This is a genomic window from Paraclostridium sordellii (genome assembly GCF_000953675.1).
Lineage (GTDB): Bacteria > Bacillota > Clostridia > Peptostreptococcales > Peptostreptococcaceae > Paraclostridium > Paraclostridium sordellii.
Genome location: NZ_LN679998.1, coordinates 509,497 through 532,685 on the forward strand (window position 1 = coordinate 509,497; position 23,189 = coordinate 532,685).

Annotated in this window: 18 protein-coding genes and 1 pseudogene; all 19 read left to right on the forward strand. The window is 29.5% G+C overall.

Translation table 11 applies throughout. The features are described 5' to 3' along the window. Nucleotides 1-72: 72 nt before the first annotated feature. The 19 genes and pseudogenes from gpr to ATCC9714_RS02555 all read left to right on the forward strand — a co-directional run bounded on the left by gpr (nucleotide 73) and on the right by ATCC9714_RS02555 (nucleotide 22,263). The gene (gene gpr / locus ATCC9714_RS02460) at nucleotides 73-1,029 is read left to right on the forward strand and encodes a GPR endopeptidase (protein WP_057544380.1); all 957 of its coding nucleotides are present in this window, start codon (nucleotides 73-75) and stop codon (nucleotides 1,027-1,029) included. A gap of 12 nt (nucleotides 1,030-1,041) precedes the next feature. Further along, complete coding sequence (gene spoIIP / locus ATCC9714_RS02465) at nucleotides 1,042-2,007, forward strand: stage II sporulation protein P (RefSeq protein ID WP_021129041.1); 966 nt, start codon at nucleotides 1,042-1,044, stop codon at nucleotides 2,005-2,007. Nucleotides 2,008-2,016: 9 nt separating this feature from the next. Further along, nucleotides 2,017-2,274 (forward strand): hypothetical protein, encoded by a 258-nt coding sequence (locus ATCC9714_RS02470; RefSeq protein ID WP_057544381.1) that lies wholly within the window; start codon nucleotides 2,017-2,019, stop codon nucleotides 2,272-2,274. A gap of 133 nt (nucleotides 2,275-2,407) precedes the next feature. Further along, entirely contained in the window at nucleotides 2,408-4,213 is a 1,806-nt protein-coding gene (gene lepA, locus ATCC9714_RS02475; RefSeq protein WP_021129039.1) for a translation elongation factor 4, read from the forward strand. Nucleotides 4,214-4,821: 608 nt separating this feature from the next. Next, nucleotides 4,822-6,150 (forward strand): APC family permease, encoded by a 1,329-nt coding sequence (locus ATCC9714_RS02480; protein WP_021129038.1) that lies wholly within the window; start codon nucleotides 4,822-4,824, stop codon nucleotides 6,148-6,150. 325 nt (nucleotides 6,151-6,475) lie between these two features. Beyond that, nucleotides 6,476-7,606, forward strand: a complete 1,131-nt coding sequence (hemW, locus tag ATCC9714_RS02485) for a radical SAM family heme chaperone HemW (RefSeq protein ID WP_057544382.1) — start codon at nucleotides 6,476-6,478, stop codon at nucleotides 7,604-7,606. 101 nt (nucleotides 7,607-7,707) lie between these two features. Beyond that, the gene (gene hrcA, locus ATCC9714_RS02490) at nucleotides 7,708-8,730 is read left to right on the forward strand and encodes a heat-inducible transcriptional repressor HrcA (RefSeq protein ID WP_057544383.1); all 1,023 of its coding nucleotides are present in this window, start codon (nucleotides 7,708-7,710) and stop codon (nucleotides 8,728-8,730) included. A 15-nt stretch (nucleotides 8,731-8,745) separates the two neighbouring features. Beyond that, nucleotides 8,746-9,300 (forward strand): nucleotide exchange factor GrpE, encoded by a 555-nt coding sequence (grpE, locus tag ATCC9714_RS02495; protein WP_021124914.1) that lies wholly within the window; start codon nucleotides 8,746-8,748, stop codon nucleotides 9,298-9,300. A gap of 87 nt (nucleotides 9,301-9,387) precedes the next feature. Further along, entirely contained in the window at nucleotides 9,388-11,223 is a 1,836-nt protein-coding gene (gene dnaK, locus ATCC9714_RS02500) for a molecular chaperone DnaK (RefSeq protein ID WP_021129034.1), read from the forward strand. A gap of 104 nt (nucleotides 11,224-11,327) precedes the next feature. Further along, a complete protein-coding gene (gene dnaJ / locus ATCC9714_RS02505; RefSeq protein WP_055329834.1) occupies nucleotides 11,328-12,491 on the forward strand; it encodes a molecular chaperone DnaJ in 1,164 nt (387 codons plus the stop codon). A gap of 207 nt (nucleotides 12,492-12,698) precedes the next feature. Next, a pseudogene (locus tag ATCC9714_RS02510) lies at nucleotides 12,699-13,967 on the forward strand (dicarboxylate/amino acid:cation symporter). A gap of 114 nt (nucleotides 13,968-14,081) precedes the next feature. Beyond that, complete coding sequence (locus tag ATCC9714_RS02520) at nucleotides 14,082-14,549, forward strand: hypothetical protein (protein WP_057544385.1); 468 nt, start codon at nucleotides 14,082-14,084, stop codon at nucleotides 14,547-14,549. A 106-nt stretch (nucleotides 14,550-14,655) separates the two neighbouring features. Beyond that, nucleotides 14,656-15,363 carry a YjjG family noncanonical pyrimidine nucleotidase gene (locus ATCC9714_RS02525; RefSeq protein ID WP_021124904.1) on the forward strand — a complete coding sequence of 236 codons (708 nt, stop codon included), beginning with the start codon at nucleotides 14,656-14,658 and terminating at the stop codon, nucleotides 15,361-15,363. Between the two features lie 151 nt (nucleotides 15,364-15,514). Beyond that, nucleotides 15,515-16,801, forward strand: coding sequence for a hypothetical protein (locus ATCC9714_RS02530; protein ID WP_057544386.1), 1,287 nt, complete (start codon nucleotides 15,515-15,517; stop codon nucleotides 16,799-16,801). A gap of 433 nt (nucleotides 16,802-17,234) precedes the next feature. Beyond that, on the forward strand, nucleotides 17,235-17,987 hold the full coding sequence (locus tag ATCC9714_RS02535; protein ID WP_244465151.1) for a DUF5058 family protein: 753 nt from the start codon (nucleotides 17,235-17,237) through the stop codon (nucleotides 17,985-17,987). 13 nt (nucleotides 17,988-18,000) lie between these two features. Further along, entirely contained in the window at nucleotides 18,001-18,717 is a 717-nt protein-coding gene (locus tag ATCC9714_RS02540; RefSeq protein ID WP_057544387.1) for a hypothetical protein, read from the forward strand. Between the two features lie 63 nt (nucleotides 18,718-18,780). Continuing rightward, nucleotides 18,781-19,887 carry a M20/M25/M40 family metallo-hydrolase gene (locus tag ATCC9714_RS02545; protein ID WP_057544388.1) on the forward strand — a complete coding sequence of 369 codons (1,107 nt, stop codon included), beginning with the start codon at nucleotides 18,781-18,783 and terminating at the stop codon, nucleotides 19,885-19,887. A gap of 15 nt (nucleotides 19,888-19,902) precedes the next feature. Beyond that, nucleotides 19,903-21,237 carry an amidohydrolase gene (locus ATCC9714_RS02550; protein WP_057544389.1) on the forward strand — a complete coding sequence of 445 codons (1,335 nt, stop codon included), beginning with the start codon at nucleotides 19,903-19,905 and terminating at the stop codon, nucleotides 21,235-21,237. Nucleotides 21,238-21,348: 111 nt separating this feature from the next. Then, nucleotides 21,349-22,263 (forward strand): DUF2935 domain-containing protein, encoded by a 915-nt coding sequence (locus ATCC9714_RS02555; RefSeq protein WP_054631658.1) that lies wholly within the window; start codon nucleotides 21,349-21,351, stop codon nucleotides 22,261-22,263. Nucleotides 22,264-23,189 lie beyond the last annotated feature (926 nt).

Genomic DNA, 23,189 nt, shown 5'->3' on the forward strand with positions numbered 1-23,189 from the left:
TTATAAAATTATAAAATTTGTTAACAATCTTTAGTATGATTTAATTTAAACTTTTAAATTGGAGGAAGTTTTATGATAAGTTTAAGAACAGATTTAGCGCTAGAAGCTAGAGAAATATATGAACAAGGAAATGATGCTAGTAATATTCCTGGAGTTAAAATAGATACAAAAGAACTACAAGATTGTATTGTAACTAAAGTAGAAGTTTTAGATGAACAAGGTGCCCAAATTATGAATAAGGGAATAGGAACTTATACTACTATAGAAAGTAAACTTATGAAATATGATGATGATGAATCAAGGGAACAAGTTATAAGCTACTTAAAAGATGAGCTTATATCAATACTTGGAAATGACAAGACGAAAAAAACTTTAGTTATAGGGCTTGGTAACTGGAATATAACATCTGATGCACTAGGGCCTAAAACAGTATCTAAAACCTTAGTAACTAGACATATATTTAAAAATTATAATAAAGATTATGATGATGATTTTACAGAGGTTTCAGGACTTAGTCCAGGGGTTATGGGAATTACAGGAATTGAAACAAGTGAAATTGTAAAGGCAATAGTAGAAGCTACAAATCCAGATAGAGTAATAGCAATAGATGCACTAGCCTCAAGAAAAATGGAGAGGGTAAACTCTACAATACAAATTTCAACGGCTGGAATATCTCCAGGAGGTGGAGTTGGAAATAAGAGAAAAGCTTTAAACAAAGAATATTTAGGAGTAGATGTAATTGCAATTGGAGTTCCAACTGTAGTTGATGCAGCTACATTAACTAGCGATGTATTAGATCTTGCTATTGATAATTTAATGGAACAATCAAAGGAAAGTGAAGGATTTTATAACATGCTAAAACAATTGAAAGAAGATGAAAAATACCATCTTATAAAAGATTCACTAGAACCATATGATAAAAATCTAATAGTTACTCCAAAAGATATAGATGACACAATAGAAAATCTATCAATCATCATAAGTGAAGGATTAAATAGATCGCTTCATCCAGGGAGAACACTAAATTAAGGAGGATAAAGTATGATATCAAAAAAAATTATAAGTATTGGACTTATAACATCCGTTGTATTTACTATTTGTATAAAAACCTCGTATGCTTTAGAAGATGAAAAACTATTAAACTTTCTTATAAATACTAGTTATCCAGAAACAAAATTAGAACAACCAAAAGATGAGGAAAACAAAGAAAAAGAAGAAGAAAATAAAAAAGAAAGCAAAGAAGATAAAAAATCAAGTAAAAAAGAAGATGAATTTGTAAAGATGTACGTTGGAGAAGAAAATTTACCAACAGAAGAAAGTTCTAATGAAGTGGCTGTTACAAATGGAAAATATGTAGATAATGTATTAGTTACAAAAGAACAACCTAATATTCTTATATATCATACGCATGGTGGGGAAACTTATGCAAATAGCCCAGCAGGTAACTATCATTCAGACGATAAAGCAAACTCTACTTTAGAAGTAGGAGCAACATTGACAAAAGAGCTAAGCAAAAGAGGAAGATCGGTAGTTCATAATACTACATATCATGATTTACCAGAGTTTGTTGGAGCTTATGGGAGAAGTTTAAAGACTATAGAAACTATGCAAGCAAAATATAGTAGCATAGATATGATAATAGATTTACATAGAGATGGTAGAAAACTCGATAGTAAAGAAGCAGAAAAGAATTTTCACGATACTTGTACAGCCAATATAAATGGTGAAAATGTAGCTAAATTTATGTTTGTTGTAGGTAAAAAGAGTGAAAACTATGCTCAAAACTTAAAGCTAGCTCAGGAAATTACTGCATTTGCTGAAAGTAAATATCCAGGTATAACAAGGCCAGTAGTAACAAAAGACAATGGAAGATACAATCAATTTAAATCTAATAAACCTCTTTTAATAGAAGTAGGTGGACAAATGAACACTATAGAAGAAGCTAAAGCTTCTACGAAATATATAGCAGAAGTTTTAGATGAGTTCTTTAAACAAAAGGGCGCATAGGTCTATACAATGAGTCGAATAGAGAGAAAACAAGAAGAAAAAAATAAAAAAAGAGCAAGAAGAGCTGTCTATAGACTTCTATTTCTGTGTATGATGATATGTATACTTAGTATAAGTACATTTTTAATAGATAAAGAAGCAACTCTTATGATGGGAGAGATAAACACATATAATATAGAAGTGTTTGTGAAGAACATAGGTAAGTCTATATTTGAAAGTTATAAAGATATAGAAGAAAAACTAAGTAAACTTAATAATTTAAGATAAGTTAGGGTTATCATTTTGATAACCCTAATATTATTTTAAATAATAGAAATTTAAATTGCTGTATCAATATTTACATAATTGGGGATATATTATAAAATAAAAGTTATGATAATAATAAAAGGAGGAGAAAAAGGTGGACAACAAACAAAGTAGAACGAGAAATTTTAGTATAATAGCACATATAGACCATGGTAAGTCTACCTTAGCAGATAGATTAATTCAATATACAGGACTTGTTAGTGAAAGAGAAATGAAAGATCAATTACTTGATAATATGGATCTTGAAAGAGAAAGAGGAATCACTATAAAGCTTCAAAATATAAGATTAGTTTATAAGGCTAAGGATGGACAAGAGTATTTCTTAAACTTAATAGATACTCCAGGACACGTAGACTTTAACTATGAGGTTTCAAGAAGTTTAGCAGCTTGTGAAGGTGCGTTACTTGTAGTTGATGCAGCCCAAGGTGTTGAAGCACAAACTTTAGCTAATGTTTACTTAGCACTAGATCAAGACTTAGAAATATTACCAGTAATAAATAAAATAGATTTACCGAGTGCAAGACCGGATGAAATAAAAGCGGAAATAGAGGATATAATAGGACTTGATGCAAGTGAAGCTCCACTTATATCAGCTAAAAGTGGATTAAATATAGAAGATGTACTAGAAGATATAGTTAAGAATGTACCTGCTCCAAAAGGAGATACAGAAGCTCCATTAAAAGCATTAATATTTGATTCATATTATGATGCTTATAAGGGTGTTGTAGCTTATGTAAGAGTATTTGAAGGTACAGTTAAAAAAGGTATGACTATAAAAATGATGAACACTAATAAAAAGTTTGAAGTAACTGAAGTTGGTGTTATGGCTCCGGGGCAAAGAGAGTTAGACGAATTAGCTGCTGGAGATGTTGGTTATATTGCAGCTAGTATAAAAGATATAAGAAGTTGTTGTGTCGGTGATACAATAACTGATGCTGATAATCCAACTGATGAACCTATGCCAGGGTATAAAAAAGCAACTCCAATGGTTTACTGTGGTATATATCCAGGTGAAGGAGAAAAGTACGAAAACGTAAGAGATGCATTAGAAAAACTTCAAGTTAATGATGCAGCACTTGAGTTTGAAGCTGAAAGTTCAGCAGCTCTTGGATTTGGATTTAGATGTGGATTCTTAGGACTATTACATATGGAGATAATCCAAGAAAGATTAGAAAGAGAATTTGATCTAAACATAATAACTACAGCTCCATCTGTTATATACAGAGTAACAAAAACTGACGGAGAAGTTGTTATGGTACAAAATCCTGCTAACTTACCAGAACGTGATGAAATAGATATTATAGAAGAGCCTATGGTAAAAGGAGATATAATAGTTCCAAAAGATTATGTAGGTACTGTTATGGAACTATGCCAAGAAAGACGTGGGGACATGATAAATATGGAATACATAGATGAAAAAAGAGTTATGCTTCACTATGATCTTCCATTAAATGAAGTTGTTTATGACTTCTTTGATGCCCTAAAGTCTAGAACAAGAGGATATGGATCACTAGATTATGAGTTAAAAGGATATGTTCCTTCTAAACTTGTAAAATTAGATATTTTAATAAATAAAGAACAAGTTGACGCACTAAGCTTTATAGTTCATGAAAGTAAAGCTTACTCAAGAGGTAAGTCAATGTGTGAGAAATTAAAGGGTGAAATACCAAGACATCAATTTGCTGTACCTATACAAGCAGCAGTTGGTAATAAGGTAGTTGCTAGAGAAACTATAAGTGCACTTAGAAAAGACGTACTTGCTAAGTGTTATGGTGGAGATATATCTCGTAAGAAGAAACTTCTTGAAAAACAAAAAGAAGGTAAGAAACGTATGAGACAAATAGGATCTGTTGAGGTTCCTCAGAAAGCATTTATGTCTGTATTAAAATTAGATAGTTAAAAAATAAGTGTATTGTTTAAACAATACACTTATTTTTTTATGAAAATTTATTTTAAACAATTTATTTTATTTATATCCATAGAAAAAATTGATTGAATAGAGAAATTAACTTGCATTAAGTAACTAGAAAAATTTAAAATGGTTATTATAAAAATATGAACATTTATTAAATAAAGATTCACAATATGAAGAAAACGTTACCTATATAGATTTATTATTTAAGTAGTAAATAATAAATCTATATAATTAGTATATTTAAATATAAAAATGTATGTAATTTTATACACGTTATATTTAAAATTACATACATTTTTAATTTTTAAATAGAAAGCAAAAATACTAAATTTTTTTCTTGCAAAGTGATATTTAATACTTAAATTATTTTAAAATATTAAATCATTAGAAAATTTCGAATTATAAGCGATAATATTAATTTGCTTTAATAAATAATTAGTAAATTGTTATCCTAAAAACTTAAATAAACAGGAATTATAAGCATACTATAAAAAAAAAAATAAAAGTGTCGAAATGTATTGTTATTTAATAAAAAATGTAGTAATATTCATATTGGACATTTTAATAACGCAAAATATACAAGGAGGAAAACGATGAGCAACAAAGGACTACAAAAGACTTTAGGTTTTTCAGCAGCTCTTTCTACAGTTGTTGGTATGGTTATAGGTGGAGGGGTATTCTTTAAACCTCAAGCTATATATTCAGCAACAGGTGGAGCTCCAGGATTAGGTATGTTAGCTTGGGTTATAGCTGGTGTTATAACAATAGCAGCAGGACTTACAGCAGCTGAAGTTTCAGCAGCGATACCAAAAACTGGTGGGATGATGATATATATCAAGGAGATATATGGTGACAGATTAGGATTTTTAACAGGTTGGATGCAAGCGGTATTATTCTTCCCAGCTACAGCAGCAGCTTTAGGTGTTATATTTGCACAACAAGCAGCTACTTTAATTGGACAAAGTGAGAAAAATATGGCAGTTGTATTACCAATAGCGATAGGAATTATATTATTTTTAGCAATATTAAACACAGTAGGATCTAAATTAGGTGGAACAATACAAACTGTAGCGACTATATGTAAATTAATACCATTAGCGCTTATAATAGTATTTGGATTTATAAATGGATCAGGAGACAACTCTATAACAACTCCATTCATAGGTGAAAATTTATCTATGGGAGCTGTTTTAGGACAAGTTTTAATAGCAGCATTATTTGCTTATGATGGATGGATAAATGTTGGTTCTATAGCAGGAGAAATGAAAAACCCAGGTAAAGACTTACCAAAAGCTATAGTTGGTGGTTTATCAATAGTTATGGCAGTTTATGTAGTAATAAACTTAGCTTACTTATGGGTTGTACCAGCTAGTGAAATGGCAACTGTAAGTGCTCCGGCAGCATTAGTTGCAGAAAGAATATTTGGGCCAATAGGTGGTAAGATAGTCACTATTGGTATATTAATATCAGTATTCGGTGGATTAAACGGATACCTATTAACTGGACCTAGAGTAACTTACGCATTAGCTTGTGAAGGTACATTACCATTTAGTAAAGGATTATCTAAGTTAAATAAAGGTGGAGTTCCATCAAATGCTATATTCTTAATGGCAATACTTGCTTGTGTATATGCATTATCAGGACAATTCAACTTATTAACTGACTTAACAATATTCATAATATGGGTATTCTATGTACTAACTTTCGTAGGAGTAATGAAGTTAAGAAAAGATCAACCAAAATTAGAGAGACCTTATAAAGTTCCTCTATATCCAATAATACCATTAATAGCTATAGCAGGTGGATTATTCGTTATAGTTAACCAATTAATGAACAACACATTAATAGCTGCAGGTGGATTAATAGTTACAGCTATAGGATTACCTGTATATTCAGTAATGTCAAAGAAAAATAATAACTAATTAATATATATAGAGATAGTATTTAAAATACTATCTCTTTTTTTGTATAAAAATAAATTTACTTAATAATACTTTATATGAAAATATGAAACTCACTTTACTTTTTAGTATATACACCTAGAATATGGAAATTAAAAACTTTAATTATTATAAAATTAAAAAATTTATGTATAATATGCATCAATTATATTTTTATTTTTAATATTTTATTAATTAATAAATATAAAAAGTTAATCTTACAATAAAATGATTGATTATAAGGTTAGGATATATATAAATTAAGGTATAATAAAAATAATGAAATATAAAATTCGAAGGAGAAATTATGTTAGGGCTATATATACATGTACCATTTTGTGCGCAAAAATGTTATTACTGTGATTTTAACTCATATAAAATTAAGAGTAATGAAAAAGAAGACTACTTAATAAATATAGAAAGAGAGATGCATCTGTATAAGGATGAATTTAAGGACAAGTATTTTGATACTGTATTTTTAGGTGGAGGAACACCTAGTATATTAAAAGCAGAGGAATTATCAAGGTTAGTTGATAAATTACATGAAAACTTTAATATAAAAAAAGATGCTGAAATAACAATTGAGTGTAATCCTGGAACAATTAACAAAGAAAAGTTAAAATTTATGAAAAAAATGGGTATAAATAGATTAAGCATTGGACTTCAGGCAGTGCAAAATTACCATTTAAAATCTATAGGAAGAATACATACATATGAAGAGTTTGAGAGAAATTACTATGATGCTATAGATGTTGGATTTAACAATATAAATATAGATTTGATGTATGCACTTCCTAACCAAAAGGAGGATGAATGGAGGGAAACATTAAATAAGATTATAAGTTTAAATCCGTCACACATATCAGCATACTCTCTTATATTAGAAGAGGGAACTAAGCTTTATGATATGTATGAAAATAATGAATTTAAACTTTTAGATGAAGATACAGATATAAAAATGTATGAATACACTATAAACACATTAAAGAAATATGGATATAATCAGTATGAAATTTCTAATTATGCAAAAACTGAAAAGGAATGTAAACATAATATTATATATTGGAAATGTGATAATTATTTAGGATTAGGCCCTGGAGCATCTGGATATATAGATAATAAAAGATATTCTAATGTAGAAAATTTAAAAACTTATAACGGTAAGCTTAGTAAAAATCTAAAACCTATAAATGAAGAGATTCAATTAAGTGAAAAAGATAAAATAGAAGAATTTATATTTATGGGACTTAGAATGAATGAAGGTATAAACTTAGATGTATTTAAAGAAAGATTTAACATTGAATTTTTAGATCTATATAAAGATATTTTAGATAAATTAATAGAAAATAAATTGTTAAAAGTAGATGGCTCAAATATAATGTTAACGCAAAAAGGAAGAGAAATTTCAAATAGTGTATTCATAGAATTTATAAATTAATTAAAAAGTGTTGACAAAGAAAAATTAAAGTGTTATAAAATATATATAATCTTTTAGCACTCCAATTAAATGAGTGCTAACAAAAGAGGAGGCTTTTGATTATGACGGAGTTAAATGAAAGAAAATTAAATATCCTTAAAGCCATAGTTAAAGATTACATAGATACTGCAGAAGCTGTAGGTTCTAGAACTCTTTCTAAAAAGTATGAGCTTGGAATAAGCGCAGCAACTATTAGAAATGAAATGGCTGACTTAGAAGAAATGGGATATTTAATACAACCTCATACCTCCTCAGGAAGAATACCTTCAGAAAAAGGGTATAAGCTTTATGTTGATTCACTGATGAAAGAATATGAATTAAATACTGTTGAAAAGCATTTAATTGAAGAATCAATAAATAAGAATATGAATTATATGAATAATTTAATACATGAAACATCTAAGTTAATATCAAAGTTAACTAACTATACAACTATAGCTGTTACCAAAAATGTATCAAACCTTCAAAATATAAAACATATTCAATTGGTTGGATTAGATGAAAAAAGTATAGTTTTAATTATAGTTACTGAAAAAGGAGAAATTAAAAATACAACTATTTCTACTAATACATATATTGATCAGGCAAAGCTAAATTTAATATCTGATAAGCTTACAAGAAAGTTAGCAGGAAAAAATATTTGCGAGATTGATGAAGAGTTTTTAAATTATATTAAGTATGAAATTGCTGAAAACTCTTTAATAATTGATAAGCTTGTAGAATCATTAAACTTTGGCATTGAAAAAAATGAAACTTCAATATCATTAAGTGGAGCAACTAATATTTTTAATTTTCCTGAGTTTAGTGATGTCGTTAGAGCTAAAACATTTTTAACTATGTTAGAAGAGAAAGATAATATATCAAACATGTTAAAATCAAAAGGAATTCAAAAAGAAAACTTAAATATCATTATAGGTAGTGATAATCAATGCGAGGTAGCTCAAGATTGTAGTATTATAACTGCAACTTACAATATAGATAAAGATGTAGTAGGAAAGATTAGTTTAATAGGTCCAACTAGAATGGATTATGCGAAAGTATATTCAATACTTAACTATATGGGACTACTACTAAACAAAAAATAGTTAGGGGTGTAAGTTTTGGAAAATAATAAACAAGAAGAATTACAAGAAGAAGTAAATGAAAATGCTTCAGAAGAGGTTGAGGAAACTATCGAAGAGGCAATAGAAGAAGCAACTGAAGCTAAAGATTCTTCAGAGGTTGATGAAAAGGATAAAAAAGTAGAAGAACTTACAGACACTCTTCAAAGGCTTCAAGCTGAATATGCAAACTATAGAAGAAGAACTCAACAAGAAAAAGAAACTATGGGTATATTCGCAAATGAAAAAATATTAAATGAGTTAATACCAGTTATGGATAATATGGAAAGAGCTATGGATGCTTGTACAGACAAAGAAGATAGTATGTATAAAGGATTAGACATGGTTCAAAAACAATTAAAAGCTACATTTGAAAAATTCGGACTAGAAGAAATAGATGCTGAAGGTCAAGAATTTGATCCAAACCTACACTTAGCAGTTATGCAAGAACCTGTTGAAGGAATCGATGCAAATCAAGTGGTTATGGTTTTACAGAAAGGGTATAAATTAAAAACAAAGGTACTAAGACCAGCAATGGTTAAGGTGTCTTGCTAATAACGTATACAATTTACTAATAACATATACAATCAAGATTGAATTAATATCAATATTATATAGAAAAAATTCAAGGAGGATATTACAATGGGAAAAATAATAGGAATTGACTTAGGAACAACAAACTCTTGTGTTGCAGTTTTAGAAGGTGGAGAACCTCAAATAATACCAAACTCTGAAGGGATGAGAACTACTCCGTCAGTAGTTGCATTTACTAAAGATGGAGAAAGAATAGTTGGAGAACCTGCAAAAAGACAAGCAGTTACTAATGCAGATAGAACAATAATATCAATCAAAACTCATATGGGTACTGATTATAAAGTTAATATAGATGGAAAGGAATATAGTCCACAAGAAATATCAGCTATAATATTACAAAAATTAAAGGCTGATGCTGAAAGCTACTTAGGGCAAACAGTAACTGAAGCTGTTATAACAGTTCCAGCATACTTCACAGATGCACAAAGACAAGCTACTAAAGATGCAGGTAGAATAGCAGGACTTGATGTTAAGAGAATAATAAATGAGCCAACTGCTGCTGCATTAGCTTATGGTATGGATAAGTTAGATCAAGAAAAGAAAATATTAGTATTTGACTTAGGTGGAGGTACTTTTGACGTATCTGTTCTTGAAATAGGAGATGGAACATTCGAAGTTTTAGCTACTGCTGGTAACAACAGATTAGGTGGAGATGACTTTGACCAAGTTATAATAGATTACTTAGCTGAAGAATTCAAGAAAACTGAAGGTGTTGACTTAAGAAATGATAAGATGGCTCTTCAAAGATTAAAAGAAGCTGCTGAGAAAGCTAAAAAAGAATTATCATCAACAATGAGTACTAACATAAACTTACCTTTCATAACAGCTACTGCTGAAGGACCAAAACACCTTAACATAGATTTAAGTAGAGCAAAATTTGATGAATTAACTGCTAACTTAGTAGAAAAAACTATGGAACCAACTAGAAGAGCATTACAAGATGCTGGACTTTCAACTTCTGAGATAGATGATGTATTATTAGTTGGTGGTTCTACAAGAATACCAGCTGTTCAAGAAGCTGTTAAGAAATTCATAGGAAAAGAGCCTCATAAAGGTATAAACCCAGATGAATGTGTTGCTGCAGGTGCTGCTATACAAGGTGGGGTTTTAGCTGGAGATGTTAAAGATTTATTACTTCTTGATGTTACTCCATTATCATTAGGTATAGAAACTATGGGTAATGTAATGACTAAGATAATAGATAGAAACACTACTATACCAACTAAAAAATCACAAGTATTCTCAACTGCTGCAGATAACCAAACTGCTGTTGATATACATGTTCTTCAAGGTGAAAGAAGTATGTCTTACGACAACACTACTTTAGGTAGATTCCAATTAACTGATATACCACCAGCTCCAAGAGGAATACCTCAAATAGAAGTTACTTTCGATATAGATGCTAATGGTATAGTTCATGTTACAGCTAAAGACTTAGGAACTGGAAAAGAACAAAAAGTAACTATAACTTCAGGAACTAACTTAAGTGAAGAAGAAATACAACAAAAAGTTAAAGAAGCTGAAATGAATGCTGAAGCTGATAAACAAAAGAAAGATAAAATAGAAGCTGTTAACCAAACAGAAGCTACTATATATCAAATGGAAAAAACTTTAAAAGAAGCTGGAGATAAAGTAGATCCAGGTGCTAAATCTGAAGTTGAAGCTGAAATAGTTAAATTAAAAGAATTAAAAGATAGAGAAAATGTTACTGCTGAAGAGTTAAATAAAGCTATGGAAGAACTAAACAACAAATTCCACAAAATAGCTGAGCAAATGTATCAACAAACTCAACAAGAGCAAGCTCAAGGTGGAGCTCAAGAAGAAGCTAAACAAGATGACAATGTAGTAGATGCTGATTTTAGAGAAGTTGACGATCAAAAATAGTATTTGAAAAACACTGTTACTTGTATATAATGAATATATAAAATTAATAATAGCTTGTAGACCTCTACAAGCTATTATTATGTATTACAAAGGTGGTGGCAAGAGTGGCTAAAAGAGACTATTATGAGGTGCTAGGCGTTGATAAAGGAGCTGATGCACAAGCATTAAAAAAAGCATACAGAAAACTTGCAATGAAATATCATCCAGATAGAAACCCAGATGATAAAGAAGCTGAAGCAAAGTTTAAAGAAGTAAATGAAGCATATGAAGTATTATCAGATGATACAAAGAGAGCTAATTACGATCAGTTCGGACATGAAGGAGTAAATGGCGGATTTGGCGGAGGCCAAGGAGGCTTTGGTGGATTCGGAGGATTCAGCGGTGGAGCTGGAGGATTTGAAGACATATTTGGAGATATATTCGGAGATATGTTTGGAGGAGGCTTCGGTGGTGGTAGACCTAGAAGAAGAGGCCCAGAACGTGGATCTGATATAAAACAAACTGTTACTATAACATTTGAAGAAGCGGCATTTGGAGTTAAAAAGTCAGTTAAGATAAATAGAACTGAAGAATGTGAAGAATGTCATGGAACAGGAGCTAAACCGGGAACTTCTAAGAAAACTTGTCCAACATGTAATGGAGAAGGAGAAATTAGAACGGCTCAAAGAACTCCATTTGGGAATATAATGAGTTCAAAAACTTGTCCAACATGTAATGGAGAGGGAGAAGTTTTTGAATCACCATGTGAAAAATGTCATGGAACAGGTAAAATAAGAAAAACTAAAACTATAGAAGTTGATATACCAGCAGGTATAGATGATGGACAAATAATAAAATTAAGTGGTCAAGGTGATTTAGGTTCTAAAGGTGGACCAAGAGGAGATTTATACATTGTAGTTAGTGTAAAACCTCACCAATTCTTTACAAGAGATGGATATGATGTTTACTTTGAATTACCTATAACATTTGTTCAAGCAGCACTTGGAGATGAAATAGAAGTTCCTACATTAGATGGTAAAGTAATGTATACTGTACCTGCAGGAACTCAAACAGGAACTGTATTTAGATTAAGAGATAAAGGTATACCAAAAATGAGAGGAAACTCTAGAGGTGACCAATATGTTAAAGTTGTAGTTGAAGTTCCTAAAAAATTAAACGATAAACAAAAAGATATCTTAAAACAATTTGCTGAATCTTGTGGAGATGAGGTTCATGAAAAGAAAAAAACTTTTGGGCAAAAATTAGAAGATTTCTTTAAAGGAAAATAGATATTAAAAACTCCTAGGAAACTAGGGGTTTTTTATTTTGTAGAAAAATTAAGTATTTGGTAAAAAATAGATAAAACCTATGGGAAAATGCGTTGTTATAGTAAAAAACAATACTTATCATAAATTATTGACTAAAATTTCAATATTAAATACAATGTACATTGTGGCCACACAGAACATGAAAACATCCAGGAAAGGGTTTTAGAGATGAGGGACTTTTTAAAAACGTATAAGTCTTCATTCATACTTTTAGGCTGTACTATATTAGGTGCTATAGTTGGATTAATATGGGGGCCTAAGGCAACAGCATTAAAGCCGATTGGAGATTTATTTATCAATCTAATTATGATGATAGTCGTACCTCTTGTATTCTTTAGCGTTGCATCGGGGGTTGCAAACGTAAATAGCATGCAAAGATTCGGTAAGATTATGAAAAATGTAGTTATAGTATTTACAATAACTACATTAGTTATGGCGGTAGTAGGAATTTTAGGATCTGTGATTTTAGATCCAGCAAAAGGCATTGATATTCAATCAGTAAAAGAAATGATGGTAGCCCCAGATCAAGAAAAGCTAGCATCAAAAGGAAGTTTATTAACTCAAATAGTAAATTCAGTTACAGTTTCTAATTTTGGGGATTTATTCTCAAGTAGTAACCTGTTACAACTTGTAGTATTTGCAGTATTAGTAGGTAGCTCAGTAGCAGTTTTAGGAGATAAAGCAAACACTATAAGAAAAATATTAAATGAAGGCACTAGTGTAGTTTTAAATGTGGTTGGAATTATAATGAAGTTGGGACCTATAGGACTGGGATGTTATACAGCATCTATAATAGGTGAACTAGGGCAAGAAATCATAGCAGGATATATAAGGGTATTTGGGACATACTGTTTAATAGCAATTATTTATTTTATAGTATGTTATACGTTATATGCATATGTAGCAGGTGGTAAAAAAGGAGTTAAGAAATTCTATGAAAATTCTATAAGTCCGATAGCAACAGCACTTGCAACATCTTCGAGTTCTGCTTGTATACCATCAAATTTAGAAGCAAGCAAAAAAATAGGTGTACCAGATGATATAGCTGAAACAGTTATACCTTTAGGTATTAATATACATAAAGATGGTTCAGTGTTAGCGGTTATAGTTAAAGTTGCATTTTTAACTGGTATAATGGGTGGAAATATGGCAAATCCAGAAACCCTTATAAATTTATTAGTTACAGTTATGGTTGTTGGAGTATTTATGGCTCCAGTAGCAGGTGGTTGACTTATAGGTGAGATGCTCGTGGTAAGTATCTTCGGATTCCCTGTAGAAGCAATTCCTCTATTAACTGTAATAACTACAATAACTGATATACCAAACACTGTTCTTAATACAACTGGAAATACAGTAAGTTCAATGTTAGTAGCAAGACTAGTTGAAGGTAAGAATTGGTTAAAAGATGAAGTTACAAACTTAAAAAAAGTAGGATAATGGGAGTAAAAGTAGTAACCTTAGGTTAAGTCTACTACTTTTTATTTTTATAAGAACAACTTTAACAAATCGTACATAATATATACTATTCTAGGTTTGTGGGGGTGAAAATTTATGGATAAGTTTAATTTTATTATAGATGGAAATCATATAACCAATGAAGAAGATCTACATAATTTTATATTAGAAAAAATAGATTCAATAGATTATGTAGTAGAAGATGATTTAAGAGGAAAAAAGAAAAAGAAACCAGATTGTAAACCACCTGGACCTTCGCCTGTTTGTCTAAAGCTTATGTTCCCATATAAATTAGAAGTTATGCGTGGGTGTAAGCAAATGATTTTTGGAATTTTGGTAGATAGGCATGGTCATCCAATCAAACATCCTATAATAGAGTTTGAGTTGTCTGACTATAGTTTAGGAAATTTAAGTTTTAGCCCAGCAATTAGCTTTGGAGATGGGTGTTTTTGTACTACATTTGTCGGAGAGCGAGTAGGTAGAGGATTTATAAAGATGTGTTGTAGAGGAACTGATTTAGACAGAATCGTACCTGTAGAAGTAAAGGAAAATCATTGTTGTTAAAAGTGCTGATTAAAATTAGCACTTTTTTGTTGGAAAATTTGAAATTTTATACAGAGCATGTTATTTTTAAAAGAAATAGAGTATTATAATAAGAAGAGGTGAACGTATGAAACAGTATAAATATTTAATATTCGATCTAGATGATACTTTATTAGACTTTCAAGATAATGAGAGAAATTCTTTAAAAGTAATTTTTGAAAAATATAATATTCCTTTTGAGGAAAAATCAATTAATGAGTATAAGGCTATCAATAGGAGTTTTTGGAGTCAAATAGAACAAGGTACTATAAAAAAAGAAGAGGCTCTAACTAAAAGATTTGAGGAATTTTTTGCTTTATATGGATACAATGTACAAGGTGAAGTAATTGAAAAGGAATATCAAAATTGTTTAAATAAAGGACATAAGACTATTCCTAAGGCTATGGAAACTTTAATGGATTTAAGAATTAGAGGTTATAAAATATTTGCAGGAACTAATGGAGTAGGCAAAACACAAAACCAAAGACTTAAAGATTCAAAGTTAATAGATTTTTTTGATGATGTATTTATTTCTGAAGAAATGGGAGTTGAGAAACCTAATTCAAAATTTTTTGAAATCATATTTAATAAATATGATTTCATGAAAAAAGATGAAACTCTTATGATAGGTGATAGCTTAGCTTCTGATATTAAAGGTGCTAATAATTTTGGAATAGACTCTATGTGGTTTAACTCTTTAAATAAAGAATGTGGAGAAATTAAACCAACTTACGAAATACATGAGTTATCTGAAGTATTAGAAGTTTTAAATAAAGAAGCAGTTGCGGCTGTTTAATAAAAAGGAGCTTAAGCTCCTTTTTTTATATAAAGAAATTCTAGTTGCAATATACATAAAGTTAAAGATATAAGTTTTTTATAATTTGAAATTTATATCTTTATAGTATAATAATTATATTGAAATTAAAAATTAATTTTGGAGGGGTTAAATGATAATAGGAGTTCTTGGACCACTAGATTCAGCTACAAGAATAGAAAAAATTCTAAAAGATATAGATAGTGGTTTAGAAACAAGATTATACACAAAGGAAAAGATAGTAGAGTCTATTGATTTAATAGAAGAATGTGAACTTGAATGTGATGGAATTATTTTAACTGGATGTGGAGTTTATGAAGAAATATTAAAAAAATATGAAATAAAAAAACCACATTCATTTGTGCAAAGAAGTGATACAAGCATTTTAAAAGCATTTTGGGAAATTCAAAGTCAAGGAAATTTAATAGATAAATTTAGTATAGATGTGGTTGAAGATGATATGGTAAAAAATATAATAGAAGAGTTTAACATAGAACATAAAGCTATGTATTGTCTTCCTTTTTCAACAGATATAAATGAGGATGAATATTTAAAGTGGCATACTGACTTATATTTAAATAAAGAGGTAAATATCATAATTACAGCATTTATGAATATTTATAACCAATTAAAGGATCAAGGCTATCCCATTATACTATTAAAGCCAACAAGAGCTTTGGTGAAGGTTGCTTATGATGAAGTTATAAATCAATTTGCTATAAATAAAGCAGAGTTTTCTCAAATAGCTGTTGAAATTTTTAACTTTGGAAATTCATCTAGAAATATTGAAAACTACTATTCAAACATGATAAAAAAGACTGATATAGATAGATATATAGTAGAATATGTTAGAAGCATAAATGGCGCAGTATTTCCATTTGGTCGTAATGAATATATTATTTTTAGCAATAAAGGTTCTGTTAATAAAAGTAAAAATTATAAAAAATTAATAAAGCTTCAAAAAGAAATTAAATCTCTAGGATTTAATTTAAATATTGGAATTGGATTTGGAGCAAATGCATTTAAGGCTGAAATAAATGCATCTAAAGCACTTGAAAGAGGAATAGACTCAGGAGAATCATATATATATTCGATAGATGAAGAGGAAAATTTAACAGGACCATTAGGTTTAGACAATGAAATTAGTTATTGTATAGTTCCTAATGATCAAAGTATATTAGATATATCATCTCAAACTGGGTTAAGCTGTGAAACTATTTCTAAAATCATGGGAATAAATGAAATTAGAGAAAGTAAGATTTATGATTCAAAGGAATTGGCAGGGTATTTAGATATAAGTGATAGAAGTGCTAGACGTATACTTCAAAAAATTACTACATCAGGTCTAGGTAAAGTTCATGCAAAAGAAAGTAATAAAGGTGCTGGAAGACCTAAAAATTTAATAGAGATATTATTTTAATAAATAAGAAGTACTTTAAAGCATAGTTTTAGCTTTAGAGTACTTCTTTTAAAATTTAAAAAAATCTATCTAACATTTCATAATTAGCTATTTGATCTTCTTCACTAGAAGCATAAAAATAAGCAGATAATAGTATAGTAGATACGCAAAACAAAAATAACATAAAGTTAGACCTCCTATTAGATAAACTATGACCTAAATAAAACTCTTAAAATATATTTGACAATAAAACTATTGAATAAATACAATTTAAAATTTATTAACATTATAAAATTACAACCTTAAATTAATATTAAAAAAATAAGGAAAATGTTTCTCTTATATATTGACATCATTCTACAAATATTATATTATTCATTTAAGGGCATATTATGGACATGTCAAAAATATAATTTGATTATGAAAACGTTTTAAAAAAGAGGGAGGAATTATAGTGGATAATTTAAGAAGTGTATTTGAAGCAGATTATTTAAAAATGGCAAACCATCCATTTATGTGGTTGGCAGCAGGTCTTGCAGTAACAGTAGTTATAGTGCAATCTATAGTATTTTTTAGAAAGTCAGTAGTAGCTGCAAAAGAAATGGGAATAAAAGATACTCAACTAAAAGCAGCTATAAAAAGTAGTGCTATATCATCTATAGGGCCATCAATAGTTATATTAGTTGGTATGATATCTTTATTAGTTTCAATGGGTGGACCTATATCTTGGATGAGACTTTCATTTATAGGATCTGTAAACTATGAATTAATGGCAGCTGGATTTGGAGCAGAGGCTATGGGAGCAAAACTTGGAGCTGGAATGGATCCAATGGTGTTTGCTTGTGCTATATGGGTAATGGTTCTAGGTTCTTTAGGCTGGTTAATATTTACTTTATTATTTACAGATAAGATGGATAAAGTTAATCATTTATTATCAAGTGGGAATGAAAAATTAGTACCAATAATATCAGCTTGTGCGATGCTTGGAGCATTTGCTTACTTAGCATCAGGGAACTTTATAACAGGAGAAGGTTCGGTAACTTTCACATCACCAGCAGCAGTGGCTACTATAATAGGATGTGTTGTGATGATGGGATTATCTAAAATTGCAAAAGATAAAAATATACAATGGATAAAAGAATGGGCATTATCAATATCAATGTTCTCAGGAATGATAATAGGTACAGTATTAATAAATGTAATATAAGGAGGGGAAATATATGAGCAATAACAATTATTATTCAAAAAAATACATACCGAGTATAACTAAATGGGGTAAAGGAACTTTATTATTGGGAATTGTACTATGTTTTGCACCACTTATAGTAGTTTCAGGGATATTTGGATATATGCCTCCAATAGCAGCTATAATAGCTGGAACTATTTCACAAATAAGTGTTAGTGGAGCATTTTATATAGTTGAACCAATAGCATATTTCCCAATACTTGGAATACCAGGAACATACATGACTTTTATATCTGGAAACACTTCAAACATGAGAGTTCCATGTGCAATGGTGGCTCAAGAAGCAGCTGATGTTGAACCAGGAACGGAAAAGGGTTCAGTAATATCAACAATAGGGATAGCGGTTTCTATAATAGTAAATATAATTATATTATCAGTTGGGGTTGTATTTGGACAAGCAATATTATCAGTATTACCTCCTCAAGTAACATCAGCATTTGATTTAATATTACCTGCATTATTTGGAGCAGTATTTGGACAATTCGCTATAATGAAGCCTAAGTTTGCAGCAGTATCAGCATTAATAGCTGTACCAATGAATTTCTTATTAAAAAATGGTGTATTTGACTTTATGCCAGGAAGTGGAAGTCCATCATACTTAGTTATATTAACTGCAGTATTTGGAACTATATTAATCGGTAAAAAGATAAATGAAAAAGAAGAAGCTAAGCAAAATAACAGAGCTGCTTAATTGAAAATATATTTAAAGTATATAGATGAAGGTTTGATAAAAATATAATAAGGGGTGTGTATTATGTTATCTAGAGAAAGATTAGTAAATAATTTTATAGATATGGTTAAGGTGGATAGTCCATCTAATAAAGAGATTGAGATGTCTAAATGGTTAGTAAATTATTTAACTGAAAGGGGTATTGAAGTTAAAGTTGATGATGCTGGGGAAAAGTTTGGTGGAAATTCAGGAAATATAATAGCTTATATAAAGGGAGAAGATAGTGAAAATCCAATTTGTTTTGCAGCTCATATGGATCAAGTTGCACCATGCTTAGGCGTTAAACCGGTTGTTAAGGGGAATATAATTGAAACGGATAAGACTACAACATTAGGTGCAGATGATAAAGCTGGTATTGCAGCTATTTTAGAGGCATTAGAATGTGTTATGGAAGACAAGATACCACATAGAGATATATATTTATTATTTACAGTTTGTGAAGAAGCAGGTATGTTAGGGGCTAAAAACTTCAATCCTGAAAATCTTCCTTGCAAAGATGTAGTTATATTAGATGCAGGTGGTGCAACTGGAGTAATAGCTTATAAAGCTCCAGCACAAGAAAATATAAAAGTAACTTTCTATGGGAAAAAAGCCCATGCAGGGATAGAGCCAGAAAAAGGTATAAATGCAATCGTTGCAGCATCTAATGCAATAAGTAATATGCACATAGGTAGAATAGATGAAATGACTACTTCTAATATAGGAAGAATTGAAGGTGGAGGAGCTACTAATATAGTAACAGATGAAGTTAGCTTTACTGCCGAGATAAGAAGTCATATACCTAATAGATTAGAAGAAGAAATAAATCATATGAAAATTTGTTGTGAAGAAGCAGCTAAGAATATGAACACAACTTGTGATTTTAAACATACAAATGCATATCCAAGTTTTGAACTAAGCTTAGATAGCGATGTATTTAAATTAGTTGAAGAAGCAACTAAAAAGATTGGAATAGAGCCAAAACCTATGGTAATAGGTGGAGGAAGTGATGCTAATATAATGGCCAACTTAGGATATCAAAGTGCAATAATAAGTTTAGGTATGTATGATGTACATACAGTAAATGAGTATGTAAACATAGATGAATTATATGATGCTACTAAAATAGTTTACAATATAATGGCTTTATAAAGTAAGGTGGATAAAATGAATAAAAAAGAACTTAAAAGATTGGTTTTAGAAGAAATAGATAAAAATAAAGATAAAATAATAGAAGCTGGAAGAAGTATTTATAAAACTCCAGAACTTGGATACAAGGAAGTAAAATCTACAAAAATAGCATCAGAATTTCTAAAGAGTTTAGGTGTTGAAGTTGTTGACAATATAGCAGTGACAGGATGTATGACATCTTTAAATAAAGATAAAAATGGGCCTAAAATTGCAGTAATGGGAGAACTTGATTCGGTAGTTTGTCCAGATCATAAAGATGCAAATGAAATAGGTAATATACATTGTTGTGGACATAATATACAAGTGGCTGGTATGTTAGGTTGTGCGGTAGGAATTATAAAATCAGGAGTATTAAAGTATTTAGATGGAAAGATAGATTTTATGGCAGTTCCATCTGAAGAATGTATAGATTTAGAATTTAGAAAAAGCTTGCAAGAAAAAAATGAAATAAAGTATGTTGGTGGGAAACAAGAATTATTATATAGAGGAATTCTTGATGACGTAGATATGGCAATGATGTTTCATGCATTAAATTTTGAAGAAAATAAAAATTGTGTAATAAAATCTTATACAAATGGATTTGTAAGTAAACATGCAACCTTCATAGGGAGAGCCTCTCATGCAGGAATAGCACCACATGAAGGAATAAATGCTTTAAATATGGCAAGTTTAGCTACAAATAACATAAATGCTCAAAGAGAAACCTTTAAAGATGAAGATAGAGTTAGAATAAGTACGGTTATAAATCATGGTGGAGATATAGTAAATGTAGTACCATCAAAGGTTACAATAGAAGCTATGGTAAGAGCAGCTACAGTAGATGCTATGATTGATGCAAACGAGAAGGTAAACAGATCTCTTCATGCAGCAGCAATGGCTTTAGGTGGAGAAGTTATAATAGAAGATACAATAGGGTACCTTCCACTAGATTCTGATGATAGCATGGATTTTATATTTAAGAAAAACTATGTTGAGTTAGTTGGAGGAAGCGAAGAGTCTATAGTCGATGTCATAAAAACCGCTGGTTCTACTGACTTTGGAGATATATCACAAATAATCCCTTGTATTCATCCGTGGATAGGTGGGGTAAGTGGAAGTTTACATACCAAGGATTATTATATAAGTGATGAAGAGTTAGCATATATAATACCTGCAAAAGCTATGGCTATGACTATATTAGATTTATTAGGAGATGATGCTAAAATTGCTAAAGATATAGTAGAAAAATTTAAGCCTACATTTACTAAAGAAAGTTATCTAGATTTTATGCATAAAAACACAAATACTTATAAATATGATTATTCAAAGTAAAAACAGTTTAGGATTTATCCTAAACTGTTTTTACTTTGAATCTATAAAATTTTTTGCACTTATTAGTAACTACCTGCATAGTATACCGTAAAATGTTTTTTAGGAGGGAATATGATAAACGATCAAAGATATGTAATTTTATCACTTGAATTACACTTGTTTTTTGCACGAATAATGAAAGAGCACTCTCTTTTTTTAGAATCTGGGTTTGTAACTAAAGATTCAAAGCTTGAACTAGAAGCAGATCATTATAAAAGAGAATTTGAAAAGCTATTAGGATATGCAATCAGTGCTAGTAATGGAGTTATAAGAGATGATATTTTGAGATCAGGAGAAATTGTAACTGACTATACATTGGGAACTGAGCAAAAGACTCAGAATTTAACAGGAATAGATATAAATCAAAATTTAACAGTGCTAGAATCTAAGTTACGTAGTGGAAATAATCCAAATGTTAGTGAAAATTTAATAAATTATGTAAATCAACTTAATAATAACTCTAAACTGCTTATAAATGGACTTATTAGTTTTAAAGAAAGATTATTAAATGGAGTCCTATCCTGTAATTTGTTTACAGGGAATTATCCCCTTCTGATTGAGCATATACTTAGAGAGGCAAAATTATATTTATCATTAGTACAGGATCTTGAAAATAGGGTTGATATTGAAACTAAAAGCAATAAAGAAACAGAATTATTTTGGGATCAAATTATGATGGAACATGCATTATTTATTAGAGGATTATTAGACCCTTCTGAAAATGAATTAATTGACACAGCTGATGAATTTGCTGACGATTTTGAAGACTTAATAAAAGAGGCAAGGAATATGACTGACGCAACAATAAATAATATGACAGATGAAACCTTAGAAAAAACTATTGAATTAAAGAACTTTAAACAAGCCGGAACAGAAGGAATTGCAAGTTGTAAAATAAGATCTATAATACTTCCACTTCTTGCAGACCATGTATTAAGAGAGGCTAATCACTATATAAGAATATTACAGGCATATAAAAATCAATAAAATAAATAAAAATAGCTACTATTAAATTTAATAGTAGCTATTTTTATTTATAAATATTTTTTAAGTAGCGAAAGGATGAAAAGAGTATTTACGATGATATTAACTATCATTTGTTTATAGCTTTTATGCAAGCTTTGATAAACATTTTATTGTGTCTATAAAAGATTTACTAAATAAAACTCTTAATCTCTAAATTTTGAAATAGTATTTTTAAACCAAATCATTATATAAATAAAAATTATAAAAACACAAAGTTTACCTAAAATTGTTCCTAAAAAGGAATTTACTGTATTCATACTTATAAAATTCACATTACCTCCTATAAACTTAAGAATATATTTTACAATTAAACTAATATAATATAAGTATACTAAAATATGTAATAATAGAACTATTATATATTAAAAAGTGGAAGTAAGTATGGGTAGATTAAAATTAGTTTTTCAAAGTAAAGCACATAAGGCTAGTATTATAGATTTTAAAAGAGAATTTATTGAAAGTAAAGATAGTATGAATAGTTCTGATGGTTTATAAACTTCTAAACGTTTTGAGGAATGGTATAGTGCATTAATAAAAATAGAATAATTTAAAGCTATTGAATTAAGCTTTAATAAATACAATTTAACTTATTCTGGTACATATTACCATTTTGGTGCAGGAAAAAGGCATTTCAATCCATTTTACTTAAATTTTATGTTAATTTTTGATATAATGACTTTATTACAATTTTAAAAATTTTCAATACTTTTTACATTACAAAACAGGGTAAATCTTCCTCCTCGAAATTTACCCTGTTTTGTTTGTGCTTGAAGTTATATTTTATTTTAGATAGATTAAAAATCTCATGAATTAAATTTGTTAACAGGTTAAAAACATAACTTGATTTAATATGTAAAATTATAAATTTTATTTAATCTAAAAGATTT

Excerpts from the sequence above, each read along its gene's own strand:
- gpr (WP_057544380.1), top strand. The coding sequence starts at position 73 with ATGATAAGTTTAAGAACAGATTTAGCGCTAGAAGCTAGAGAAATATAT.
- spoIIP (WP_021129041.1), top strand. The coding sequence starts at position 1,042 with ATGATATCAAAAAAAATTATAAGTATTGGACTTATAACATCCGTTGTA.
- ATCC9714_RS02470 (WP_057544381.1), top strand. The coding sequence starts at position 2,017 with ATGAGTCGAATAGAGAGAAAACAAGAAGAAAAAAATAAAAAAAGAGCA.
- ATCC9714_RS02480 (WP_021129038.1), top strand. The coding sequence starts at position 4,822 with ATGAGCAACAAAGGACTACAAAAGACTTTAGGTTTTTCAGCAGCTCTT.
- hemW (WP_057544382.1), top strand. The coding sequence starts at position 6,476 with ATGTTAGGGCTATATATACATGTACCATTTTGTGCGCAAAAATGTTAT.
- hrcA (WP_057544383.1), top strand. The coding sequence starts at position 7,708 with ATGACGGAGTTAAATGAAAGAAAATTAAATATCCTTAAAGCCATAGTT.
- dnaK (WP_021129034.1), top strand. The coding sequence starts at position 9,388 with ATGGGAAAAATAATAGGAATTGACTTAGGAACAACAAACTCTTGTGTT.
- ATCC9714_RS02520 (WP_057544385.1), top strand. The coding sequence starts at position 14,082 with ATGGATAAGTTTAATTTTATTATAGATGGAAATCATATAACCAATGAA.
- ATCC9714_RS02525 (WP_021124904.1), top strand. The coding sequence starts at position 14,656 with ATGAAACAGTATAAATATTTAATATTCGATCTAGATGATACTTTATTA.
- ATCC9714_RS02530 (WP_057544386.1), top strand. The coding sequence starts at position 15,515 with ATGATAATAGGAGTTCTTGGACCACTAGATTCAGCTACAAGAATAGAA.
- ATCC9714_RS02540 (WP_057544387.1), top strand. The coding sequence starts at position 18,001 with ATGAGCAATAACAATTATTATTCAAAAAAATACATACCGAGTATAACT.
- ATCC9714_RS02545 (WP_057544388.1), top strand. The coding sequence starts at position 18,781 with ATGTTATCTAGAGAAAGATTAGTAAATAATTTTATAGATATGGTTAAG.
- ATCC9714_RS02550 (WP_057544389.1), top strand. The coding sequence starts at position 19,903 with ATGAATAAAAAAGAACTTAAAAGATTGGTTTTAGAAGAAATAGATAAA.
- ATCC9714_RS02555 (WP_054631658.1), top strand. The coding sequence starts at position 21,349 with ATGATAAACGATCAAAGATATGTAATTTTATCACTTGAATTACACTTG.